Genomic DNA, 23,695 nt, shown 5'->3' with positions numbered 1-23,695 from the left:
ATTATGAAATTTATAATAAAAATGCAGTTCTTCGCGAAGCGTATCCGAAGGATATAAGGTTCTTTTATACCAATACCGAGTAGGTGCCTTGCCTACGGCACGCAGAGCGTCGGCAAAAGAACTAGGGGTGCGGGGACTAGTCTCCGTAGATATTTACAATAAAAAATAATTTTGAATAAAAGAAATCATTTGCTATGTATATTCGTTAAATAATAAAAGCCTCAAATCCTAGTACAATTTGAGGCTTTTTGGTAAATTCAATATTCTTAAATCATCAAACTTCTGTCCCATAAGCTGTCCATTTGAAGATATAAATAATTCCATCATATTGTTTAATTTTACTTTGTAATTACCCCATTCTTTTTCAACGTCTATTACCATAGCTTGAGGATATGTTTTCTTTATAGTAGAACTTATAGCAGCAGGTAAAGCAGAAAAAGGAACACCGTTATACTCACCGTCTATACTTTGCCAGTTTCCATTAGCTAAGAAATCAATAGAAGCACCATTAGAAAGTTTTACTTCAAATTTTCCTCCGTCTCTTTCAACTTTCCATATCTGAGCATTAGGATAAACTTTCTGTATGAAAGCTCTTGATTTTTGTGGTAATGAAGAAGCAGGTACTACCCAATCAGCAAATAAGCTAGAGCTAGCAAAAATTGTCAATGAAATTAATAAAGTTAAAAATTTAGTCATAAATAAACTCCTTAAAAAGTGATTGTAAATTATCTTTACAATTATAATATAACAAATTTTAGGATTATTGTCAATATTTTTTACAATAAATTTACTATTTTTTTACTTAAATACGCTAAATTATAGATATTTATTATACATTTTATACATATGAATGTACTAAATAGCTAAAAATTAGCTATAAAGTAAATATTTTTTACAAAAGAATGCTTAATATAAAGAAACTCTATTTCTCTTTATCTCTGTTCTATATCTTTTTATTTCGTATTCTACCTTTTTACTGTCCCAACCCAAAATTAAACCCATTTCTTGGGCAATATGTTCTGCTAATAATGTTCCGCAATCATTTTCTGTGAGTATAAATCTTAATCTTCTCATCATTATATCATCTAAATGCATTGCATATTCTACTTCAACAAAATATTTTATTAATCCTCTAGGTATTCTATTATCAAGACCAACAGAGACAAGCAAAGAGGAATCATTTTTACAGAATTCATTTAATCTTAATACCATATCAACAGAGCCGAAATAATCTATTAAAAATTTAACAGTATCTTTGTTTAATACCCAATCTACTGCTTTATCTATTCTATTATTCATAAACTTTTTAACGCTAAACCACTTATAAGGCTTACCATACATTTTAAGTAAAGTTTTAATAGCAAGATGAGAAGACATAGTGAAATTTCCGCCCTCAACCATAAATAAATCATAAATAGGGTGCGAATGTATCTTCATATCCATAGGATTAACAGTCATCATTCCAGATTGTGAAGTAACTATATGGTTTTTATTAACTATAGAGCCAAAATAAGTATTATAAATATCAAGTAAATATTCTATCTCATCACTTGTTGAATATATACAATCTAAATTACCTGTATACTTTTTTACAACAGGTCCTATTATAGTCATATCCTTCCATTTTGTTAGAAAAACATTAGGTCGGTCTTTTATTTTTGGCAAAACAACAGATTTATTAATGTGAATTATATCGCTATCAACTATAAAATTAGTAGCTTTTACATATTTTACTTTATCTGTAAAGTTAGATTTTGGAAGCATAGATACTATACTATCTCCCCAAGCTCCAGCTGCAACTAATATTTTTTTAGCACTTATTTCGTATATTTTGCCGTTTATTTTATCTGAAAGTATAGTTTTATTAATTTGTTTTTCATTATAATCAAAAGCTTTTACTTCTGCATAATTAATAATATCAGCACCATATTCCTTAGCTTTTAATAACAATTCTAAAACATATCTGCTGTCATCTATTTTACCTTCAAAGAACTCTGTAGCTCCTATTACGTCATTATTATTTAAATCCGGTAAAGTTTCTAATACAGAGTTTCTGCTATGAGATTTATGTTTTTTAGTTTTTCCAAAAATTGACATTAAATCATATATATTAGCTTTTAATTCATTTCTTATTAAACCAGAATTAGCATTTGTACCGCCGCTAAAATATATTGGGTATAATATTCCAAAAGGGGAGGCTGAGGATTTATTAATGATATTATTTCTTTCTCTAACTTTAAAAACTGTAGATATGAAGTTATTAGCAGTCATATCATTAAAACCGCCTGTAAGCATTTTTGAAGTTCTAGAAGATGAACCAAATGAGAAATCATGTTTTTCTACTAGAAGGGTTGAAATTCCTACTCTTGCTGTTTTCATAGCGATAGTAGCACCTATTACTCCGCCGCCTATAATTAAAAGATCATAAGTTTTATCTTTAAGATTAGAGAGTATATTATATCTTGAATTTACCATTAATAAACTCCTTATAATAAAGCTCAATCATAAACCTATATATATATATTATATAATAAATTTTTACAAATACAAATATTTTATTAAATTCTTAAACTCTAATCTATTTTTATTTTTTTCTAAGAAACTTTTAATAAACTTATTTTTACCATGAGAATCTATATATTCCCCCTCAAACTCTCCAAACCCAGCAATAGGAAAAGTTAAATAAGAATTATATGCTAAAATAGATTGATAAGGAGTAAATACTATATAATTTCTTCTGTTTTTCTGTATAAAGTCCATTGTATCATCTACTATTTCAAATAAAGGGTCTTCTAATATTATAAACTTATTAAAACTATTATTTATCTCATTTAAAGTATATTTATAATTCTTTGATGAATATTTGTTAATGTTAGTATAATTTTCTCTAATGACATCAGATGTTGTTTTTATAATATTTTTTTTATATATAAAGTTTGTAATTCCTAGTGAATATATAAAATCATTAAAAGCTTCCAAATCTTCCATAGTATAAAGACTAGAAGAAATTGCTAAAATATCTTTTTTATCTGTTTCTTCTAAAAACTTATGAAATAAATCTTTAGCTTTATTAAAATCATCTTCTATCCCATTTATTAATGGGTATTCAAAAGTTTTATTTGAATAATATAGCATATTACGTCCAAAATCGCATATACCATATTTTTTTAATTCTGGTGATTGTATATCTATTATAGTTTTCTCATCATAAAAATAATTGCATTCGCAAAGTTTATTACATCCAATACAAAAGCTATTTATTTTTTTATATTCAATTTGCTCTTCGTTATCATCAATTTTTCTATCAACTCTAAACACCTTAGTAGGGCATAAATCTACTATCATATTCTTATAACCAGATATAGTTTCGTATCTGCTGCAAACTCCGCAATTAATGCATTTATCATAATCAATTTTTATATTTTTATCTAAATTAAAATTGTCTACAATAGTTTTTATCTCTTTTAATTTTGAATCATTATCTCCTTCAAACCTTTCTATTTTTAATTGATAAAAGTCTATATATTTTTTTAATCTGCAATTGTAATAACTGCTGCATTTATCGCAAAATGGTTTATGCATGTAAAGTATAGCTTTAAGTAAAGATTTTCTGTATTCGATAATCTCTTCATCATTGCTTATAATATCCATTCCATTTTCAACTATCTCATTACAAGCATATTTTAAACTATATTCCTCTTCATTTTTCTTTTTTACTTTAACCAAACAAAGTTTACATTTAAGCAAATCATTTTCTTTTTCTTCTTCAAAATCTTTTATTCTGTCTAATTTGTAATAACATAAATGTGCTATATCTATTCCAACATACGATAATGCTTTTAATATTGTATATCCGCTTTGTGATGATATCTCTCGTCCATTAAAATTAAATCTTACTATCATAATATATTTACAATTACCCTATTTATTAATAAAACTATAAAGTGTTATCTTTTTTTCTAAAGCATATATAAACTCATATTCAAACATTTTTATAGTCTCTATTATACATTTTGCTATATTATATATATATATACAAGAAGAGCCTTTAATAATCATCTCTACAGCATTTACTAAATTTTTATAATCATTACTATTAGACTTTCCTAATATAATTTTATTTAAATAATACTCGCATAAATTAAAACCATAATTACAAGGCATGCAGTTTGTACAAGAAATACTTTTTGCAAATTGAATAATTTTCATTACTACTCTAAGCATGCATCTATTTTCTGCTATAAAACATATACCCCCATTACCAATATTTATTTCATCATATGATAAACTTTTACTGCTTAAACTCTCTAAAGTAGTAGGGGCATTTAAAAATCCATTTGTAAATACACATTTTATATCATTGTTATAAGAAATATATCCGCTGGCTTTAATTATTTCATTAAATGAACTTCCAAACTGAAATTCATGTAAATTTACATTTGGAATATCACCAGAAAAAGAAATTAAACATGTACCTTTATGGTTTTCATTTCCATATTTAGAGAAATTTTCTAATCCCATATGAGCAAAATATCCAAATTGTATAACAGTTTCTAAATCTAATGCATATTTTTGTCTTTCAATAAAATAAATATTTATATTTTCTCTAAAATTATTTTCATCATATATATTTATATTTATTTCGCTTTCAATTTTGTATAAATCTTCTGCTTCTACTATAGCATTAATTAATGTTTCTTTATTATAGTAGCTTCTAATTAGAATATCTATATTTTTGATGTTTAAAATTTTAGCAATTAATATAGCAGAATCTAAAATGAGATGAGGGTTATTATCTATAAAGAATTTGTCTTTAAATACTAAATATCCGAAAGAATAGGCATTTATAATTAAAGATTGATTATCATTATTTTTGCTTGATAAAATATTATATAAAGATTTTTTATATACATCTCTTGTGAATATGTTAGCTATTTTTAAGCATTCAAGCAAAGTATCATATTCATTAATAGTGGTGTGTAGGTAATCACCGAAATTGTCTTTATAATCTTTGATATTTTTTGTAGCATAATCATTATATAGAATAAATTTTTTCATCTTACTTTAACATGTACAGCTTCTATATATTTAATAACGCTGCCAAAAGAAGAATCATTGCATTCTATGCCGTTAATTAAAACAGAAATGGCATTATTACAATTATGCATACATTCCACCTCTTTAAGGAGCATACCGTCATAAGAAGGAATGCCGATTTTCAAATCATAATGGGCTCTAATTGATTCCAAAAGAGCATACGAACCCTTCATAGAACAATGAAGCCCTACACATACTTCTATAACGGTTTTTATCTCGTCCTTTTGCATTTAACAACTCTAAATAAAGAGATGAAAAGTTATTATTTCTTTTTATGCCTATTTTTGCGTAAACGTTTTTTGCGTTTATGCGTAGCCATCTTTTGACGAAGTCTTTTTCTTCCTGAAGGCATATACACTCCCATTTTTATATAATTTGAATATTTATTATATCATATAAAAAATTTATTTCAACAATAAAACCAACAAAAATATTTTTGACAAATGATTCTTATTTTGATATAATCTTTTACATAATAAATAAAATAAAAGAGTTTATGCAAAAATGAAATCATATAGAAAAGTTTTAGAGATAAATTATCCAAAGAGAAGAGGATATATTAATATTACTAACGAAGTTCAAAGATGTTTAGAAGAAAGTACAATAAAAGAAGGCTTAGTTTTATGCAATGCTATGAATATTACTGCTAGTGTATTTATTAATGATGATGAGAGCGGGCTTCATAATGATTTTGAAGTTTGGCTTGAGAAATTAGCTCCAGAAAAGCCTCATAATCAATATAGGCATAATGGTTATGAAGATAATGCTGATGCTCATTTAAAAAGACAGATTATGGGAAGAGAGGTTGTTGTGGCTGTTACTAATGGTAAGTTAGATTTTGGTACTTGGGAGCAAATTTTTTATGGTGAGTATGACGGAATGAGAAATAAAAGAGTACTCATCAAGATTATTGGAGAATAAAAATGAAGTTATTTGTTAGTGATTATGATATGACTTTAGCTATTAATCGTGTTGTAGATGATAAGGTAATTAATGCTATAAAGAAATGGAGAGAAAAAGGAAATATATTTGCCATTGCTACAGGCAGAAATAAATTTTCAATATTAGAACAAACTTATAAAAACAATATAGAAGTTGATTATATTATAGCTAATAATGGTGCTTTAATTATAGATAGAAATAATAATATATTGCTTAAAGAAGAGATAGAAAAAAATAATGCTATGGAAGTTATTAATTATTTATACAATGACTATGAAGGAAGCGTTGAGATATCAAATGAAAATGAGATTTTATCTATAATTCCTAGAAAAGGAGAGCATAATTTGCCTTTTAAAGTAGACAGAAAAATAACAATAGAAGAAGCAAAAAATATATCAAACATTATTCAAATAAATAAAATGAGTCCAGATGTAAATACTACAGAAATTATACAAGATGAAATAAATAATAAATTTGATACTGTAATAGCTTATGGAAATATTACAGCTATAGATATAGTAAGAAGAAATATTAGTAAAGCTACAGGAATACAAAATCTTGAAAATATTTTAAAAGATAAAAATATAGAAAAAATATTAGTAGCTGGGGATTCTAACAACGATATAGATATGATAAAAAAATATGATGGCTATGTTCAAATTAATGCTAGAGAGCATATAAAAAAATTGACAAATAAATATTTTAATTTAGTGTCTGATATTATAGAAAATAATTTATAATTAAAAAGAATAGTATTTAAAATATATTAAGGCTATGAGAAAATATCATAGCCTTTTTATTTATATTAAATGAAAAAGTTTTATGGTGTTACAATGTTAAACCAATAGTTAAACGTATCAAAGTAAGATAAAAATTCATTGAATGCTTCTTTGTTTGAAATATTTATATCTTCTGTATTTCTTATAAATATAGCTTTTTTGAAATCAGACATATTTATATCTATTTTGTAATCAATATTTTCATTATTATATTTTTTGTATTTAAGAACAGAATTTTCTATTTGTAAAAGATATTCATCATCATCTGATATATTTAAAAGAATTGAAATATTTTTATCTTTTATTTTATCAGGATTTAAAGCTACAGATATATATTCAAACATATTTTCAGCAGATAAAGCATTAATCATATCTAAAGAAACAGTTTGAGGAGCTTTCATATTATTATCTATATCATTTCTAAGTTCATAAGCCCCAGTAAGTAAATAAGCTCTCCATACAGCAGATTCGCTAATATATCCAAGCTGCTCCATAGCATCAGCACTCAATCTTCTTGCCTTCGTATTATTAGGATTTGCAAAAATAACATGATTTAAAACTTCAACAACCCATCTATAATCTCCATTGTCATAATATTTTTTAGCCATCTTTAAAATATTATCTTCTCCCCCCATAAACTCGACATATCTTTTTGCTGCTTCTTCAGGAGGAAGTTTATATAAATTAGCAGGATTTCCGTCCCACCAAGCACCAAAATAAAAATCATAAACAGCTTTTACATCATGGTTTACAGAGCCATAATAACCTCTATTATAAAACTCTTTTGCTAAGCTGTCTGGTATTTGTATTTTTTCTGCTATCTCTATAGGAGTATATCCCATATTAGCAAGTCTTAAAGTTTGGTCATGAATATATTTATATAAATCGCCATGTTTTGTAATAAAATCATCTATATTCTTTTGTTCCCATATAGGCCAGTGATGAGAACCAAATAATACATCTGTTCTATCTTTTAAAAACTCTTTTGATTTTTCTATAGCCTTAGTCCATATAAGAGAATCTCTGGTCTTAGCTCCTCTTAATGTTGATAAGTTATGAAGAGTATGATTCATTACTTCAGCACTTGATGCAGCTTTATATTTTGGTATATAAATCATAAATTCAGCAGGTGCTTCAGTATTTTCTGCCATTAAAAATTGAAATTCTATTCCGTCAATAGTATATGACTCATAATCTTTTGAAATAAGTTTTGTAGGCTTTATTATTCCTGGAGTTCCATTAGCCACAACTTTTCCTAATCCAGCATCAACTGTGCCTTTTTCATCTTTTGGTAAAAGACCTCCATACATATAAGAAGAACGTCTGCTCATAGCATTTCCAGCTAAAAGATTTTCTGATACAGCTTCTTCAAAAAATCCATCAGGAGCTACTATAGGTATATCAGCATTTTCAATAATACCCTTTATTCCTCCAAAATGATCAATATGAGAATGTGTAAATATTATTCCTGTTATTGGGTCGTTTCCTTTATGCTTTCTAAATAATTCTATTGCTTTAGATGCAGATTCTTTTGTTGTGAGTACATCTATTATAATCCAGCCTGTATTTCCTCTTACAAAAGTTATATTTGCTAAATCAAAACCTCTTACCTGATATATATCCGGAGTTACTTCAAATAATCCTGATATATTATTTAGTTGAGCCTGTCTCCACAAAGATGGATTAACAGTATCAGGTGCTGATTGATTTGATATAAAAGGAAAAGATACATTACCATCAGAAGTTTCTATAAAACCTCTTTTAGCATTCTCAAAATCTGTGTTATCATTGAATGGCAAATAGTTTTTTATTTTCTCATTTTCTTTTTTTGTATATTCTGTTGCTTCTTTTCTTTCTGAGTTGAAATTATCAGAAGAACAGGATATTAAAAAAATTAGAACTGGTATAAAAGTAAAAAATTTATTCATTAGCTCTCCTTTTTATAGAATTAATTCGGTGAATATATTCTATAAAATATTTGCAATTTGTCAAGTTGTTTGTTATAATTTTAAAATGGAAAATAAAGAGAAACTTACAAGAAAAGAACAGGCAGAAAAAAGTAAAAAGAAAATTGTAGAAACTACTATTAATTTGTTAAAAAAATACTCTTTAAATGAGCTTCAAATTAAAGATATTTGTAGTAATGCTGATATATCTATAGGTAATTTTTATCATTATTTTACTAACAAACAAGAAATAATATTTTATATTTTTAATACTAATGCTGATATTTATAAAAAAAAGATATTAGCAAAAGATAAAACTAATTCATATAAAGATATATTATATGCTTTTAAAGAATTTGCTAAATTAGTTTCTGAATTAGGTGGAGATTTAATACTTGAAATATTTAATTATAGTATTATGAATAGAAATAATGCTTTATTATCAAAAGATGCTTTTTTTTATAATCATATTTTATCTTTAGTTAATTCATTAAGAGAAGTTAATTTAGTAATATCTGATGATAATTCTGATGTTATAACCAAGAGGCTTATAGTGTTTTTTAGAGGTTTTTTTTATGAATGGGCTTTATCAAATAGTAATTTTAATCTTGTGAAAGAAACTGAAAAAGAAATGAAGCTGTATTTATCTTTGTTTATAAAAATAAATTAGTATTGAAAGAGTTAAAAAAAATATTATAATATAAACAAAGGTTTTTATTTATATGTTGAAAAAATTTTTATTTATTATAACTATATTATTTTTAAGTATATCCTGTGCTAATTATTCTCTCAAAGTAAAAGATGATAAGCTCACAGGCATACAAACTTATACATATGCAGATGAATATTATGAATATGGAGCTAAATTATATTTTCAAATAAATAATAATAAAGAAATTACTTGGTGGCTATATATAGGCACTAAAGCTATGCCTAATTTTATTTATGCTAATATGGCATATATATTTGATTCTAAAACATACGATAAAATAACATTTACTTTAACTAATGTTTCAAGAAATATTTCTACAACAGCGGCAGTAATTAATGAGTATGCATATATACCAAGTCAAGTGAATTGTTTGGAGAATGCTATAATACAAATTAGCGAAGCAGAAGTAAAAGAGCTTTATAGGATACTTACTAATGCTAAAAGTGTAGGTTTAAGGATATCTGGAAGAGAGTATCAAGAGTTTATCTTATCATCATCACAAGTAAAAGCAATGATTGACACTATAGAATATTATAACAACGAGTTTAATAATTAATATTATATACAAAAATAATTTATAATGTTTTTCTTTTCAAACTAAATTAGTAAATATTTATATTGTTTTAATTTAATAATTTATATTAATAATATAATTAGTATTATTTTATTATTTGTACTTTTTGCTACGGGAAAAAGTTGAATAAAATAAAAAACTTATATAACAAATTTTTTAAGTTTTTATTTGCGGGGACTAGCCCCTGCCCCCCACTTCTTTTGCGACTGAAAGGAGTGACGGAGGCGTGGCCCAAAGAAGCAAAAAGACTGCATTTAAATCAAATATATTATTTTTATAAATATTAATATATAAAGTTTAAATATTTGCACTTTTTGCAACTTTTACGAAGTCCGCACAGCGACCGAAAGGAGTGCCTGCGACTGAAAGGAGTACCTTTAGGTATGGGTGCGAAGGCGGGAAAAAGAACAATTATTATAAATTTAAAAATTTTTATGTTTTTTATTATTTATGGTGGCTTTGCCCCCATGCCCCCAGTTCTTTTATTGGTATAAAAGAACCAAAAGAACTGCATTTTATATCAATATATCTAAAACATAAAATATAATTAGTATAATTTTATATTGTTTTTATGATTAATTCACATAAATATATTTTATTATATAAAAGCACCTTCTAACTTTGTTTGTCCAAGCAAATACTTTTCTATTGTAGCTGCTATAGAAACAAATGATTCTTTTACACCTATATTAATATTTTTATTTAATTTCTTTCCAAAAGCAAGTATTGGTATATATTCTCTTGTATGGTCGCTTCCTTTGTATGTAGGGTCGCATCCATGGTCGGCTGTTATTATAAGCAAGTCATCATCATTTAAATTATCAATCATCTCTGGTATATATTTATCCAATTCTTCTAAAGCGTTTTTGTATCCTATATAATCTCTTCTATGACCATAAAGCATATCAAAATCAACTAAATTAGTAAATATAAGACCATTATCAACTTCTTTAATAGCCTTAATAGTCTTTTCTATACCATCAAGATTATTTTTGTTAGTTAATCTGTTTTCAGTAATACCAACACCAGCGAATATATCACTAGTTTTACCTATACCAATAACAGGCAAATTATTATTTTTAAGTCTATCAAGTATAGTTTCACCGCTTGGAGGCACAGAATAGTCATGACGTCTTTCTGTTCTCTTATAATTACCCTTAGTGCCAATATAAGGACGAGCTATAACTCTAGCAACAGGTGAATATTTATTGCATATCTCTAAAGATTTTTCGCATATTCTATAAAGTTCATCTACAGGTATAATTTCCTCATGAGCTGCTATTTGAAGTACAGAGTCTGCAGAAGTATATACTATTAAAGAACCGTTTTTTAACTGTTCATCAGCATAATCATCTATAACTTCGGTTCCAGAATAAGGCTTATTGCATACAACAGCCCTTCCAGACATTTTTTCTATTTCTTTTATTGTAATATCAGGAAAACCATTAGGATAAGTATTAAAAGGCTTTGTAGAAACTAAACCAGCTATCTCCCAGTGTCCAGTAGTTGTGTCTTTTGCTTTAGAAGTCTCCATTGCCTTACCGTAATAACCTTCTGCATTATCTACTTTTGCCACACCTTCTATATCTATAATATTTCCAAGCCCAATTTTCTCCAAATTAGGCAAACTTATTCCTCCAGATGCCTTAGCCAAATTAGCCAAAGTATTTACTCCCTCATCGCCAAATTCTTTAGCATCAGGCAAAGCTCCAACACCGCAGCTATCTACAACTATTAAAACAGCTTTTTTCTTATTCATATTAAAAAAATCTCCTAATTGATAAATATTCTTATACTATATTTAACAGTTTTTAATATAAAAAATAAAATAATATAATAAAAATAATTATCTTAATACGCCAAAATTAATAGGTCTATTAAACTCTACTTCATCAGGATTTGGTATAGGATATTCTGTTATATCTTTACCTTCGCGAAGAAAACCATATAGATTTAAATTGTTTTTGTTCCAAGTATTTAATCTATTATAATATGCTCTAGTATAATCTGAAGTCATAGATATATTATTTCCATCTAAAATAAAACTTACATACATATTAACTTTTTTATTAGGTATCTCTGAAGTAGTTTTTACTATTGTGTACAACTTTTTTCAAAGGTGTTACTTCATAATAATAGGCATTAGTTTCACTTTCTGCATAATCAAACTTACCTACACCACGTTTTTTTCCAAATAAACTATATTCCACATCGCCATTATCTAAAAAAGTGTATAAATATCCATTTGGAGCAACAACTCTTTTACCTTTTACTTTTTTTATCCATATATTATTATAATTTCTATTAGCTGTTTTCATGTTTGATGCACAAGAGAATGTGAAGAATAATAATAAAAAAATACCGAATAACTTTTGCATGCCTATTTCCTAAAATATTTAATAACAGTATCGACTAATATTTTAATTATCATTAAAATATTTGCAAATACTTATGTTATACATTATAATCTAATTTCAATAAACTAGGAAATAAACAAATGGTAAAAAGATTAACCTTAAAGAATGGCATAAGAATAATTTTAGAATATATGCCAATTTTAGAGACAGTTTCAGTTGGTTTTTTCTTTATTACAGGCAGTGCAAATGAAACTGAAAAAGAAAATGGATATTCACATTTTATAGAACATATGCTATTTAAAGGCACTAATGATATGACTTCTAAAGAGATAGTGAGATATATAGAAGGGGTAGGAGGAGTATTTAATGCCTATACTTCAAGACATTTCACTTCTTTTTATATAAATATAATATCAAAATATTTTGACAGAGCTATAGATACATTATCTAATATAGCATTAAACTCAGCATTTAGAGAAGAAGATATAAAAAAAGAGAAAAAGGTTATTATAGAAGAGTTAAAAATGACATCAGACTCTCCTGAAGAAATAATGACTAATCAATTTTTTGCAAAAGCCTACAAAGGCACATCTATGCAATTTCCTATAGGCGGTAATATAAAAAACATTAAAAATATAAGCAGAGATAAAATATTAAATTATTTTCAAAATCACTTTAATTCAAATAATTTAATAGTATCAATAGCAGGCAATTTTAATGTAAAATCTGCAATAGATAAATTATCTTCTTTAGAGCTAAAAGAAAATGTATTAAAAGCAGATGAAGAATTACCATTCTTTTATAAATCGGTATCAAAAGAAAAATCTGATTTAAATCAAGTATATTTTGCCTTAATAACACCGTCATATAATGCAAAAGATAAAAGAAAATATACTATGAACATTGTAAACGATATATTCGGAGGAAGTTCATATTCAAGATTATTTCAATCTATAAGAGAAAATAAAGCATTATGCTATAGTATATACAGCAACAACTCTGCATTTCTAAACGGAGGAACTTTTGATATATTTGGTTCAACTAGTTTAGATAAATATGAAGAAACATTGATAAGCATATATAATGAAATAGAAAGATTATTAGACGAGAGAATAACTAAAGAAGAGCTTGAAGAGGCAAAAGAGAGCTATAAAAGTTCTATGTCTTTTAGCAAATTCAGTGCAAGTTTTGCTATGAATAAAAATGCAAGAAATGAGCTTTATTTTTCTAAATATGTATCTTATAAAGATTTGTATAACACAATAGATAAAATTAGTATAAATGATATAAATAAAGCAATAGAAGATATATTTCAAAATAAAAAGTTTTTTCTCACAGCAGTAGGCCCAAAAGGAACAAAGAAAATTACAGATAAAGTAAGTAAGAAATTAAAACTTAATTGATTAATTTTTAATTTTTTTATTTGTGATGGTTTTTCCAACTGATAAGCGTATACGTATAATAGCTCCAAAAGTTCTTAAAAAGCTGATAATACATTCATAAAAATTATCAAAATATAGCTGTTTATGTTATATACTGAAACAACTATATTTTATTCATATTCCAAACATATAAAGCTAAAGCTCTTGCACTTTTGGGTTCTTTGACGAAGTCCGCACCGCGACCAAAGGGAGTACCTTTAGGTTCGTAAGGCGGGAAAAGTTGATAATACATTTATAAAAATTATCAAAATATAGCTATTTATGTATATGCTAAAAATAATTAAAAATATCTATTTTAATAAAACTTAAAATACTTATTGAGAAAGTTTCTTATTCTTCTCTGTCTTTTAAGCCCTCAACCATATCAAGCTTATTAACATAATGCATACTCATCAAAGACACCAAGAATATTACAACAACAAGTAATACTATTGCTAATAAATAACTGTAATTATAAATATGCGGTACAAATGAAAATAACTTACTTGAAAATGGTTTCTTAACCAAATAAAGTATACCATATCCTGCTAATATTCCTGTAGGTATTGCTATTATCACTTGAGTAATAGTTTCTTTTAATGAAGCAAGCATTATCTCTTTAGTGGTGTATCCCATAACTTTAAGAAGAGTAAACTCGTATCTTCTTGTAGCCAAAGTAATAACACCAACACCATAAAGCGATGTAGCACCAAGCAAGAATGCTATAAATATAAGTATTTGTACAAGTAAATATATTGTAGCTATTTGATTTTTATATGCCTGATATTCATCATTTCTAAAGCTGTAGTATGATACTTCACTGCTGTCGTCTAATAGAGTTTTTATATCATCTTGACTAACATCAGAAGTTAAAAATACAGAATTATAAACATTTTGTACTTCAAAAGTGTCTTCTGCAAAATCTTTATCCATATAAATATAAAACATACCTTGCTGTTCAACAAGCTTACTAACTTTCACTCTTCTTGATACGCTGTTTCCAACAGTATATAGTTCTATACCTATATAGTCATTTTCTTTTACTTTTAATTTATCTGCCAAATATTTTGGAATCATTACAGAATCTTCTTTACTATCATTATATGGTATGTCAAGAGAAGAAAATCCGTCTTTATATATCAAAGTAGGCAAATAAATACTTTCGCTATCATCATCAAAAGCAGGATAGAGCCTTGATTGATAGATGGCAGCCTTGTCATAATATTTTATACTATCATTAGTAAGTATATCAGTATTATCTTCCCATTTTGTAGGAGTTATACTAACAGAAGCATCATATAAAGCAAATTTCTCATATAGAGTATATAAGAAATAATCAAAAGAGTTATTAAACCCTTGAGCAAATATAGTCATACTAATTGCAGCAAACATTCCCCAAAGCGATGCTAAATATCTTGTTTTACTTCTTGAAGCATTTTTTATAGCATATCTGCTGTTAAATGATAGTTTATTCCATATACTAAATTTCTCTATTAATGTTTTTCCAGAGCTTTTTGGAGGCTCTCCTCTCATTGACTGAGCAGGGTTTAGTTTTAATATAGAAATAGCAGCAAGCAAATTAGAGAATATGCATACAAACAATATTATTAAAGTTGATATTATCCATAAATCTAAATATATATGATAATTATAATTAGGCATATCAAATATAGCCCCAAGGGACTTAAATATTGGAGGTAAAAGGAACTTACTTGCTACAAAAGCTAATAATATACCAAAGAATGATACCAAAAACGAATATTTGATATACATAAACATAATAGAAAAGTCTGTAAGCCCAATAGCTTTCATTATACCAATTTGTTTTCTTTCAACAGCAACATTTCTTCTTTGTATAATATATAAAAGAAGTATAGCCATAAGTAAAAGTATAGAAGGCGAAATATATGAGAAAGAATCTATTTGAAGCAATGTTTGTTCATAGTTTATATAATTTACAGATTGGCTTCTATCTGTGAAGAAGAATATTTTCTGTTTTAATTTTATTCTTATAAGCTGTTCTATATTATCTCTATTTACATTCTCTTTGTACTTTATATATATAGAATTGTATGGAACATAATTAAAGTTATCATCATTCATTTCTATAACGGCAAAATCTTTAGCCTCGGAAGCTGTAGAAGCTCCGTCTTTAAATAAAAACACATAATTAGGGTAGGAGACTAAAGCGGCTATTGTAAAAGAATTAGTTTTATCATTATATATAACCTCAACTTCATCTCCCAAAGATAATGAATTAGCATCTGCAAAATTTTTATTAATTGCTATTTCATTAGTCTCTAAATTATCTTTTCCGTCATATATATAAGGCTTATTTATTTTATTATTATTATCCTTTGAAGCATATATAATAGCATCAATATCATCTATTTTGCCCTGAAATCTATGTTTAGCTTCCACCATATCAATACCATTAATCTCTTCAATAGTTTTAATATCATCTTCGCTAAACATTCCAAATAATACTAAATCATCTAAATTATTTTTATCGAAATACTCTTCAGCAGTAAGTTTAAAATCTCTATATACAGTCTTTACTGCCACAAAAAAAAGCACCGCTAAAGTTACTATAAAAATAGCAGACATAAATATCGCAAGCTGTTTGCTAATTTTTCTAAATAAAAGTTTTGTTTTTATATTAACCATTATTTTCCCATTAATAAAATTATTTTATTACCATTCTATATCTTCAGGATTTAAAGGATTTTCTACATCATATTTTTCTATTACTTCTCCGCTTAAAACCTTAACAACCGTATCAGCCATTTTAGCAATCTCTTTACTATGAGTAATTAATACTATACTAGTACCAAAATCCTTATTTAAGTTTCTTAATATCCTAAGAGCCATAATACCAGTTTTATTATCCAAAGCACCAGTAGGCTCATCGCATAATACAACTTTTGGCTTTTTAGCTATAGCACGAGCAATACTTACCCTCTGCTGTTCTCCTCCAGATAATTCTGTAGGATAATGTTTCATTCTATGCTCAAGTCCTAAAAGCTTTAAAGCATTTTCAGCATTATCTCTTGTAAGACCAGTTATTTCTGTGGAGAACTCAACATTTTCTAAAGCAGTTAAATTTGGAAGCAGGTTATAACTCTGAAACACAAATCCAATATTTTCTCTTCTAAACTTAGCTAATTGTTTATTGCTGTAATGAGTAATATCCTCTCCCAAGAATAATACTCTTCCTCCAGTAGGCTTATCTAATGCCCCAAGTATGTTTAAAAGTGTACTCTTACCAGAACCGCTCGGTCCAAGTATAGCAGTCAGTTTTCCTTCTTCTATAGTAAGATTAATAGATTTTAATGCCTCTGTGGCACCTCCTCCATGACCATATATCTTACTAATATTGTTTATTTCATAAAGATAACTCATTCATTGTTCCTATTTTTTTTATTTATATTTAATTAAAGATTTTTATTCTTCCATTCTTCAACAGCAATACTAACAATTTCTTTTGCACATTCCCTTTTACTTAATACAGGGAAATTTCTTACTCTGCCGTCTTTGAAAAAGATAGTTATTTTATTAGTATCTTTTCCAATAGCATCTTTTATATTGTTAGCTACTATCATGTCTGCCCCCTTTTTGTTCATTTTGTCTATAGCATAATTTTTTAGCTCTTCATCATTAATAGCTGTTTCTGCCGCAAATGAAACTATAAGAGTGTTTTTAGATTTCTTATCTTTGGTACTAACCAATATATCATCATTTTGTTTAAGTTCTATAGCATTAATATTTTGTTTTTTTACTTTTTTGTCATGAACAATAGCAGGTCTAAAATCTAGAGGAGCAGCTGCCATAAGTAAAATATCAGTATTTTCAAGTTCAGCAAGTACATTATTTTTTAAATCTTCTGTAGTATCTATTTTTATTTTTTTATCGCTTGCATACACACGAAGCTCTTCATTAACATCGCCTTCTATATAAGTAGTAACTCCGCCTCCAAGATGTATTTCATTATATATAGCTTCTCCCATCTTACCGCTTGAATTGTTTGTAATATATCTTATAGGGTCTATCCACTCTTTTGTAGCACCAGAAGTTACTGTAAATCTTATATTATCATATTTCAAACTAAAATGACTAAAGTTATTAACAACTTTATCTAATATCTCTTCCAAATTAGCAAGTCTTCCTATTCCGGTATCATTACAAGCCATATTTCCGCTTTCAGGACCTATCATAGTGTATTCAAGCTCATCGATTAAATAACGTACATTTTTTTGCACCGCTTTATTAAACCACATATTAGGATTCATAGCAGGTGCAAACATTTTTTTTCCGGTGTAGGCACATGCTATGGTAGTGATGGTATTATCACATATGCCGTTTGCTATTTTAGATATTGTATTAGCATCTGCTGGAGCTAATAAGAATACATCGGTTTTTCTGCTAATGTTTATATGTGTAAGAGGGTCTTCTTCTTGCCACATATCTCTTATAACACTGTTACCGCTCATTGTTTCTAATGCTTTTATACCAACCATATATTCTGCATTCTTTGTAACAGCACATATTACTTCATGTCCTTGCTTCTTTAGCATACTAACAAGAAATGGCATCTTATATGCTGATATAGAACTAGTTATAGCTAATAAAATTTTCATAAATTAATCTCTTAATAGTTATTAGTGAATTTATTATATATTAATATAAATAAAAAAAATAGTCTATATTTAATTTTATTTTTTTATATGATTATATTACTTATAATATACAATTACTAACTATTGATATTTATATATAATAAAATATAATAAAATTAGAGAATTAATAAAGAATTAACAAAGAATGGAGTTTGTATAATGAAAACTTCTGTAATTATTATGGCTGGAGGTATAGGGGAGAGACTATGGCCTTTAAGCAGAGAAAAAAAACCAAAACAATTTTTAAAAATAATTGACAATAAATCACTTATAGAACAAACAATAGATAGAGCTTTGCAAATTACAGAAGAAGAAAATATTTTCATAATAACAGGAAAAAGATATAAAGAGGCTTTCTCTACTTATATACCAAACTTTAAAAAAGATAATATTATATATGAACCTATTGGAAGAGATACTGCTGCGGCTGTAGCTTTAGGAGTATTAACTGTAAAAGAGAAAATAGGCGACTCAAATGTAGTGATAATTCCAGCTGACCCTATAATAAAACAAGAAGATTTGTTTATAAATACAATAAAAGAGGCTGTAAATGCAACTATAGAAACAAAAAATGTTGTAGTTGTGGGTATAGTGCCGACTAGAGCTGAGACTGGATATGGATATATAAAATTAGATAAAAATATAAAAGGCAATGAGTATATTGTTCATAGATTTGTAGAGAAACCAAATTTAGAAAATGCCAAAAAGTTTTTGGAAGAGGGAAGTTATTTGTGGAATAGCGGCATGTTTATATGGGATAGTGAAAGTATACTAAACAGTATAAACAAATTTATGCCTGACACTTTTAATAAAGTAAATGATACATTAAAAAATATTAATAATGAAGATAAGGCATTAGAAATATTTAACAGTATTGATAAAATTTCTTTCGACTTTGGTGTAATGGAAAAACTAGAAGATATTATATGTATAAAGTCAGAGTTTTTTTGGGACGATTTGGGAGCTTTTTCTGCTCTTGGAAGGATATACAAAAAAGATGAAAATAACAATGTTGTAATAGGGCAGGTTTATCTTAAAAACTCTAGCAATAATATAATAATAAATGATGATAATGATTTGCTTACTTTAAATGGTGTTAACAATCTCACAGTAGTAAAGTCTAATGGTGTTGTTTTAATGTATCCTAATAATGAGGATTCTAAAATAAAAGAGATATTAAAAGATATTAGAGAGAAAAATGAATTAAATAAATATAAAGAATTATTATAATTTCATATTTTTTTATTTAATATAGTTTCTTTATATATTTTTTCTTTTGCTTGTTTTACTTTTTCTTGGCTTTCTTTTTCTTTTTTGCTTTTTTGATTGTCTTCTATAAGTGTACCATTTATAAGTACATTTTTTAGAATTATATTTTCATTTTTAATTAATTCATGAGGCAAAGTTGTACCTTTTATTTCAACATTTTCTAATTTTAAACTCTTATGAAAAATAAGGTTTCTAAAATCTGCATCCTTTTCAACTATTATATTCTCTAATGAAAAATCATCTTTTAAGTTTACATTTAAAAGGCTTAAATTATTGCTAAAATGAACATGGTTGAATGTAGTTTTTTTTATAAAGTCAGAATTAGTAAAATTGGCATTACAATTAATTTTGGCATTATATAAATTAATAGATTCAAAATTTGATATTGAAAAGTTTAAATCCATATTTACAACAGTATTTTTCATTATAATTTCTTTGTTTATATTAGACATCTTTATAAATATTCCAGAATCAAATAAAGCATTAGTAAAATCAAGTGATATATCTAATTTTAAATTATTAATATTAAACGGAGCATAAAACGAAGAATCAGAAAAGTTGAAATTTGAATCTTTTTGTATTTTTAAGCCTTCAAAATTAAAGCCTTCATAGCTAATCATATGAGAAAAATTATAATATCCTCTATATATATCATCTCTTATAATGTTTCTAAATAGATTAGCAGGTTTACTGTCTGATTTATGATGTATAATGCATAAATCATCTTTATAAACTTCTCTGTCGCATTTTTCTGTGTTTGATATTAATTGTTTACATATACTAGGCATAATTATTAAAACATAAAGCTTAAACCAAAATCATGAGAAATATTGTTTTTATTAAACTCATCAAATATTATAGCATAATCAAGTCTAAACAAATCAATATATAATGAAAGCCCCAAAGAAACTCCATTATTTCCAATACCAAGTCTTGCTAAAACACCGCTTGGTAATTTAGCAGAACGTCTTTTTTGCATAGCACTAGGTTCATCTAATACGCTCTCAGGCAAATCATCATACCAAGAAGATGAAGAATATTTATTAAATAACCCTAATTTATTAAAATCTATTATCATAGCTTCAAGACCTAAAGATATATTATGCGTAATAGAAGGAACTCCTACAGAATAAGTAAGCGAAACAGATACTGTAGAATCTTCTTTAGCATAAGCAACTGAAGCTACAATGTCTGTATCTATGTTAGCAAATACGTTATTGTAAAAACCAAAATTTCTAATACCAGCACCAATTTTAAACACTGGAGTAAAAATAGATTGCATATAGTATACGTCTAAAAATCCTCCAAAAACGTTTTTATTTAAAGAATTATTTAATACTCCTTTAATATTTCCGCCTATAAAAGATTTATCATTTATAGCATAAGCAAAGGCAATATTTGCTAAGTAAATACCGTTATATATATTATCTTTTTTATTTCCAAGTGCATCATAACTTTGTATTTTGTTTATTTCTGAAGCAAAACCCAACCCTATTGCATAAGAATTACCTGTATGAGAATATGAGGCATTAAATATATATTCGTTTTTAAAGTCTGGTGATAGAGTGTAGTTTATATTAATGCTGTCTCTAATAAGCCCCATTAATGAAGCAGAGTTTACAAATAATGCAGAAGAGTCGTTTCCTATTAGAAAAGTGCTGTTCATCATTCCTCTGCTTCTTGTGCTTGTGTAGTTTAAAATAGATAAAGAATGTCTTGAAGATAATGTATCAGCGTATAATAAAAAGCTAAATACAAAAAGAATAATAAAAATAAAACTTAATTTTTTTATCACGATATAACTCTAATCAATAATTTTTGTAATTATAACATATAAGAAATCTTAATACAATAAATTAACTATTAATTATTATTGCTAAACTCATAATGCAAAATATATTGCTCTATCAAATATATATCCCCATAATAAACTAATGCTATATAATATTCCTTATTTTTGCTAAAACTTATATTGTCAATTCTGTTTACGGCTTTTCTTATATAGTTGTAATTTTCATCAAAAAGTATAATCTCTATATCTTCTTTATATTCTAGTATAATATTTATATAAGAATCTATATCTGTTTTGTTTTTTATTCTGTAAAAGTCTATATCTATTATATTATAATTTTTTAAATATGGTTTAATCTTTTCATCTAAAACTAAATCTTTCTTAATAAAAAAGCCGTTTATTTTTTGATTTGGATATTCTATCTCTTCAGCATATAAAATATTATCATTATATTCATTGCCGTTTTTATATTTATAATCATCAGAAAAATTTAGTTTTAGGTTATAGTCAATATTATCTTCAGAAGTTAATTTTAATAAATATTCTTTTTCATTTAATAAAATATTTTTTAATTCTATATTTCCAAAATAATTTTTAGCATTTTTAGTTTCTACTCTAAAAACAATATCTCTATTTTCTTTATTATAAAACTCTAATACAATATCAGAATCATTATTAGCATAAAGTCCAAAGTTCATTATAAAACCATTAGTAGGCTTAATATGATAATAATCTATATCATCAATATTAAAACTTCCTTTTAAGCTTATATCAGATTCTATAAACTGAGCATACTCTTCATTATCATTAGGTTCTATTTCATTAACTGTAGTTGTATTATTATTTCTGCTGCAAGAAATTGATAATATAAATGTAAAAATTAATATAATATTTTTTATCATATTAATCATTCCATAGCAACAATTTTTAAATAATGCAAAAACTCTTTATCATCGCACATAGTTTTGCCTTCATCATCAGATAACTTAGCAACAGGCTTACCATTAACCATCTGAAGTTTCATTACAATATTTAAAGGTTTGGCAATAGGTTCAAAATCATTCATAATAAATGTGCCTATTCCAAATGTAACTTTAGTTTCGTTTTTGAACTCTTTATATATATTGTAAGCTTTGTCAAAATTAAGGCTGTCAGAAAATAGTAGGGTTTTAGTTTTAGGGTCAATTCTTAAGTTTTTATAATGTTTTATAACTTTGTATCCCCATTCAATAGGGTCTCCAGAGTCATGCCTTATGCCGTCATAGAGTTTTGCAAAATATAAATCAAAATCTTTTAAGAATTTATCTGTTCCTAAAGTGTCAGATAATGCAATACCTAAATCGCCTCTATATTCATTAACCCAAGACTGAAGCATAAATTTTTGGCTCTCTGCAAGCCTCACTTTATCTAAAGCCTGACCAACTTGATAATATTCATGAGCATTAGTACCAACCGCAAGTAAATTATATTTCTTAGCAAAATATACATTGCTAGTACCCACCAAACAATCAGCAGGAACTTTTTCTTTTAATATAGAAATAGCTCTATCTTGCCACTTAAAAGAAAATCTTCTTCTAGTACCAAAATCAGAAAATTTAAATCCGCTTTCAGCCTTATATATAGGAAGTAATTTATCATCTAGCTTTTTTATTAAGTTTGATTTGCCTTGTTTATAAACTGCTTCTTCTCCATTAGTCTTACAAACAGTATAGTAATAATATATTTCACTAATCATAGCAAGTACAGGTATCTCCCAAATAATAGTTTGATACCATGGACCTTCTATAGAAACAGTTAATTTATTATCTTCAAAAGATGCATTAATATGTTCTTCTAATGGTCTGTATAATTTTAAAAACTCTATATAATCTCTCTTTATAAATCTAAGAGAAGCTAAATATTCAAGTTCATCTTTTTTGAATGAAAGATTGCAAAAATGCTTTATCTGCTTTAATAGCTCATCATGCATCTCTTTAGTCCATTCTAATATATTTCTGCTTCTAAAAATATATTTTACCCAAACATTAGAAAATTGCCTTAAAGCACATTGCTGCATTGTGAATTTATATAAATCAGTATCAAGCAAACTATTTATTATATTATCCATAAATAAATCCTTAAAAACTTTAT

Annotated in this window: 22 protein-coding genes; 6 read left to right on the top strand and 16 right to left on the bottom strand. The window is 26.5% G+C overall.

All coding sequences use genetic code 11. From position 1 onward, the window contains the following. Positions 1-228 precede the first annotated feature (228 nt). The 5 genes from BPP43_RS06295 to BPP43_RS06275 all read right to left on the bottom strand — a co-directional run bounded on the left by BPP43_RS06295 (position 229) and on the right by BPP43_RS06275 (position 5,327). Entirely contained in the window at positions 229-696 is a 468-nt protein-coding gene (locus BPP43_RS06295) for a PepSY-like domain-containing protein (RefSeq protein ID WP_015274492.1), read from the bottom strand. A 210-nt stretch (positions 697-906) separates the two neighbouring features. Then, positions 907-2,475 (bottom strand): FAD-dependent oxidoreductase, encoded by a 1,569-nt coding sequence (locus BPP43_RS06290; RefSeq protein WP_014936627.1) that lies wholly within the window; start codon positions 2,473-2,475, stop codon positions 907-909. Positions 2,476-2,538: 63 nt separating this feature from the next. After that, positions 2,539-3,903: a 2Fe-2S iron-sulfur cluster-binding protein gene (locus BPP43_RS06285; protein ID WP_015274491.1), complete on the bottom strand. Its 1,365-nt coding sequence runs from the start codon at positions 3,901-3,903 to the stop codon at positions 2,539-2,541. Positions 3,904-3,921: 18 nt separating this feature from the next. Beyond that, entirely contained in the window at positions 3,922-5,058 is a 1,137-nt protein-coding gene (locus tag BPP43_RS06280; RefSeq protein WP_015274490.1) for an NADH-ubiquinone oxidoreductase-F iron-sulfur binding region domain-containing protein, read from the bottom strand. Further along, positions 5,055-5,327, bottom strand: coding sequence for an NAD(P)H-dependent oxidoreductase subunit E (locus BPP43_RS06275; RefSeq protein ID WP_014932459.1), 273 nt, complete (start codon positions 5,325-5,327; stop codon positions 5,055-5,057). Before BPP43_RS06275 ends, BPP43_RS06280 begins: the two co-directional genes overlap by 4 nt. Before the next feature lie 274 nt (positions 5,328-5,601). Between BPP43_RS06275 and BPP43_RS06270 the strand changes: the two genes are divergently transcribed. Next, complete coding sequence (locus tag BPP43_RS06270) at positions 5,602-6,018, top strand: secondary thiamine-phosphate synthase enzyme YjbQ (RefSeq protein ID WP_015274489.1); 417 nt, start codon at positions 5,602-5,604, stop codon at positions 6,016-6,018. A gap of 2 nt (positions 6,019-6,020) precedes the next feature. Next, positions 6,021-6,779, top strand: a complete 759-nt coding sequence (locus BPP43_RS06265; RefSeq protein WP_015274488.1) for an HAD-IIB family hydrolase — start codon at positions 6,021-6,023, stop codon at positions 6,777-6,779. Positions 6,780-6,859: 80 nt separating this feature from the next. Here the strand turns inward: BPP43_RS06265 and BPP43_RS06260 are convergent, their stop codons facing one another. After that, a complete protein-coding gene (locus BPP43_RS06260; protein ID WP_015274487.1) occupies positions 6,860-8,746 on the bottom strand; it encodes an alkyl/aryl-sulfatase in 1,887 nt (628 codons plus the stop codon). A gap of 85 nt (positions 8,747-8,831) precedes the next feature. On the opposite strand from BPP43_RS06260, the gene BPP43_RS06255 reads away from it, so the two are divergent. Both BPP43_RS06255 and BPP43_RS06250 read left to right on the top strand, forming a co-directional pair. Then, the gene (locus BPP43_RS06255; RefSeq protein WP_041752873.1) at positions 8,832-9,434 is read left to right on the top strand and encodes a TetR/AcrR family transcriptional regulator; all 603 of its coding nucleotides are present in this window, start codon (positions 8,832-8,834) and stop codon (positions 9,432-9,434) included. A 52-nt stretch (positions 9,435-9,486) separates the two neighbouring features. Then, positions 9,487-10,032: a hypothetical protein gene (locus tag BPP43_RS06250; RefSeq protein ID WP_015274485.1), complete on the top strand. Its 546-nt coding sequence runs from the start codon at positions 9,487-9,489 to the stop codon at positions 10,030-10,032. Positions 10,033-10,648: 616 nt separating this feature from the next. On the opposite strand, the gene BPP43_RS06245 is transcribed toward BPP43_RS06250, so the two are convergent. The 3 genes from BPP43_RS06245 to BPP43_RS12155 form a co-directional block, all read right to left on the bottom strand. Then, complete coding sequence (locus tag BPP43_RS06245; protein ID WP_013244633.1) at positions 10,649-11,809, bottom strand: phosphopentomutase; 1,161 nt, start codon at positions 11,807-11,809, stop codon at positions 10,649-10,651. An 87-nt stretch (positions 11,810-11,896) separates the two neighbouring features. Continuing rightward, positions 11,897-12,106 (bottom strand): hypothetical protein, encoded by a 210-nt coding sequence (locus BPP43_RS12160; RefSeq protein WP_252832269.1) that lies wholly within the window; start codon positions 12,104-12,106, stop codon positions 11,897-11,899. 13 nt (positions 12,107-12,119) lie between these two features. Next, positions 12,120-12,428, bottom strand: a complete 309-nt coding sequence (locus BPP43_RS12155; RefSeq protein WP_252832268.1) for a hypothetical protein — start codon at positions 12,426-12,428, stop codon at positions 12,120-12,122. Between the two features lie 119 nt (positions 12,429-12,547). Between BPP43_RS12155 and BPP43_RS06235 the strand changes: the two genes are divergently transcribed. Further along, entirely contained in the window at positions 12,548-13,810 is a 1,263-nt protein-coding gene (locus BPP43_RS06235; RefSeq protein WP_015274483.1) for a M16 family metallopeptidase, read from the top strand. A gap of 369 nt (positions 13,811-14,179) precedes the next feature. Here BPP43_RS06235 and BPP43_RS06230 read toward each other — a convergent pair whose 3' ends face one another. From BPP43_RS06230 to coaBC, 3 genes are read right to left on the bottom strand one after another with little or no spacing between them, the layout of a single operon-like run. After that, a complete protein-coding gene (locus BPP43_RS06230) occupies positions 14,180-16,495 on the bottom strand; it encodes an ABC transporter permease (protein ID WP_013244636.1) in 2,316 nt (771 codons plus the stop codon). A 27-nt stretch (positions 16,496-16,522) separates the two neighbouring features. Next, positions 16,523-17,230 (bottom strand): ABC transporter ATP-binding protein, encoded by a 708-nt coding sequence (locus tag BPP43_RS06225; protein ID WP_013244637.1) that lies wholly within the window; start codon positions 17,228-17,230, stop codon positions 16,523-16,525. 32 nt (positions 17,231-17,262) lie between these two features. Continuing rightward, a complete protein-coding gene (coaBC, locus tag BPP43_RS06220; protein ID WP_013244638.1) occupies positions 17,263-18,465 on the bottom strand; it encodes a bifunctional phosphopantothenoylcysteine decarboxylase/phosphopantothenate--cysteine ligase CoaBC in 1,203 nt (400 codons plus the stop codon). Positions 18,466-18,663: 198 nt separating this feature from the next. Between coaBC and BPP43_RS06215 the strand changes: the two genes are divergently transcribed. Beyond that, complete coding sequence (locus BPP43_RS06215; RefSeq protein ID WP_015274481.1) at positions 18,664-19,734, top strand: mannose-1-phosphate guanylyltransferase; 1,071 nt, start codon at positions 18,664-18,666, stop codon at positions 19,732-19,734. Positions 19,735-19,736: 2 nt separating this feature from the next. On the opposite strand, the gene BPP43_RS06210 is transcribed toward BPP43_RS06215, so the two are convergent. From BPP43_RS06210 to pncB, 4 genes are all read right to left on the bottom strand, one after another. Then, on the bottom strand, positions 19,737-20,561 hold the full coding sequence (locus tag BPP43_RS06210; RefSeq protein ID WP_015274480.1) for a hypothetical protein: 825 nt from the start codon (positions 20,559-20,561) through the stop codon (positions 19,737-19,739). A 5-nt stretch (positions 20,562-20,566) separates the two neighbouring features. Continuing rightward, positions 20,567-21,568 carry a hypothetical protein gene (locus BPP43_RS06205; protein ID WP_015274479.1) on the bottom strand — a complete coding sequence of 334 codons (1,002 nt, stop codon included), beginning with the start codon at positions 21,566-21,568 and terminating at the stop codon, positions 20,567-20,569. Between the two features lie 68 nt (positions 21,569-21,636). Further along, a complete protein-coding gene (locus BPP43_RS06200) occupies positions 21,637-22,467 on the bottom strand; it encodes a hypothetical protein (RefSeq protein WP_015274478.1) in 831 nt (276 codons plus the stop codon). 5 nt (positions 22,468-22,472) lie between these two features. Next, positions 22,473-23,672, bottom strand: a complete 1,200-nt coding sequence (gene pncB, locus BPP43_RS06195) for a nicotinate phosphoribosyltransferase (RefSeq protein ID WP_015274477.1) — start codon at positions 23,670-23,672, stop codon at positions 22,473-22,475. Between the last annotated feature and the right edge of the window lie 23 nt (positions 23,673-23,695).

It is taken from the genome of Brachyspira pilosicoli P43/6/78, from assembly GCF_000325665.1.
Lineage (GTDB): Bacteria > Spirochaetota > Brachyspiria > Brachyspirales > Brachyspiraceae > Brachyspira > Brachyspira pilosicoli.
The sequence above is the reverse complement of the archived record's forward strand: the minus strand, read 5'-3'. Positions and strand labels throughout refer to the sequence as shown.